This window comes from Burkholderia latens (assembly GCF_902499045.1).
GTDB classification, from domain to species: domain Bacteria; phylum Pseudomonadota; class Gammaproteobacteria; order Burkholderiales; family Burkholderiaceae; genus Burkholderia; species Burkholderia latens.
The window spans coordinates 1-1,644 of the sequence record NZ_CABVPL010000104.1; the positions used below are offsets into that span (position 1 = coordinate 1).

The following is a 1,644-nucleotide window of genomic DNA, read 5'->3' on the forward strand; positions in this document are numbered from 1 at the left end:
TGTAAGAGCAAAGTTGTAATGTCGCATCTGAGCAAAGTTGAAATGTCGTAGTTCGAGGGTTTCGGCGCATGCTGGCGGCGGTTTGAACTGCCGGAGCGCATCGTGGGCCAACCTGGACTGATCACCATGAGCATGCGGGAGCTGGACCGTCTGAAGGTCGTGGAAGCCGTGATCGAGCAGCATCTGATGCCTTGGCGAGCCGCGGAGCGGCTCGGGATCAGTCGCCGGCAGATTGAACGGCTGGTCGCCCGGTATCGCGCTGCTGGCCCGGTCGGGCTGATTTCGCAGCGTCGTGGTCACGCGAGCAACCATCAACTGCCCGAGGATTTGGCGCATCGTGCCTTGAGCCTGATTCGTGAGCGCTACGCCGATTTCGGGCCGACGCTGGCCTGCGAGAAGCTGTGGGAATGCCACGGGCTGCAGTTGTCGAAGGAAACGGTCAGAAGGCTGATGACGGACGCCGGGCTGTGGATTCCGCGCCGGCAACGACCGCCGAAGGTTTATCAGCCGCGAGCGCGCCGGGCTTGCCTCGGCGAGCTGATCCAGATCGACGGCAGCGATCATCGGTGGTTCGAGGAACGGGCACCGGCCTGCACGCTGCTGGTGTATGTGGACGACGCGACGAGCCGGCTGATGATGCTGCACTTCACGCAGACCGAATCGACGTTCAGCTACTTCGAGGCGACGCGGACGTATCTGGAGCGCCATGGCAAGCCCGTGGCGTTCTACAGCGACAAGTACAGCGTGTTCCGCAGCCCGACTGCGGGCAAGACCGGCAGCAGCGTGACGCAGTTTGGCCGGGCCATGTACGAGCTGAACATCGACACGTTCTGCGCGAACAGCAGTTCGGCGAAGGGACGTGTGGAACGGGCCAACCTGACGCTGCAGGACCGGTTGGTCAAGGAAATGCGCTTGCGCGGCATCAGCACGGTAGCCGACGCCAACGCGTATGCGCCCTCCTTCATCGCTGATTTCAACCGTCGCTTCGCGAAGCCGCCGCGCAGCGACTTCAATGCGCACCGGCCGCTGCGAGATGACGAGAATCTGGACCGGCTGCTGACCTGGCGCGAAACGCGCCGGGTCTCGAAGTCGCTAACGGTGCTGTACGACCGGGTGTTGTATCTGCTGGACGATACGCTCGAGAATCGGAAGCTGATTCATCGTTACATCGACGTCTGGGAGTATCCGGATGGTCGGATCGAGATCCGGGCTGATGGCGAGGTATTGCGATGCCGTCTTTACGACAAGCTGGCAGAGGTCGATCAAGGCGCGATCATCGAACACAAACGGCTGAGCCACGCGCTGCAAGTGGCTGAAGCGATTCAGGCGCAGCGCGATAACCGGCGGATCTCGGGTTCCCCGTCGCGCGCCAATCGAGGGCTACCGGTACGAGCCAAGGCATCGTTGCCAGGTGCCAAGAAACAGCGTGCGTTCACGGAAGCTGATATCGAAGCAGCCATCCTGCAGGTCGCTTCACAAACACATCAAACGGAATCGAATCGGCGGTCTGCGAAGGCTCGCTGATGAACGTAAGCGCCCTGCTGCTTCAGGCTCGGCGCTTCAACGTTAAAGGATGGAAAGACCGATGAAACATGCGACATCTGTATTTAGCTGGCGCTACGACGTCTGAATCCGGGTATGACA

1 protein-coding gene is annotated in these 1,644 nt (G+C 61.0%); it reads left to right on the forward strand.

Annotated features, from left to right (window positions below; all coding sequences use genetic code 11):
• The first annotated feature begins 126 nt into the window (after nucleotides 1-126).
• Entirely contained in the window at nucleotides 127-1,524 is a 1,398-nt protein-coding gene (locus BSE24067_RS32135; protein ID WP_034174123.1) for an ISNCY family transposase, read from the forward strand.
• The last annotated feature ends 120 nt before the right edge of the window (nucleotides 1,525-1,644 follow it).

Coding starts and splice junctions, on each gene's coding strand:
- BSE24067_RS32135 (WP_034174123.1), top strand. CDS start 127: ATGAGCATGCGGGAGCTGGACCGTCTGAAGGTCGTGGAAGCCGTGATC.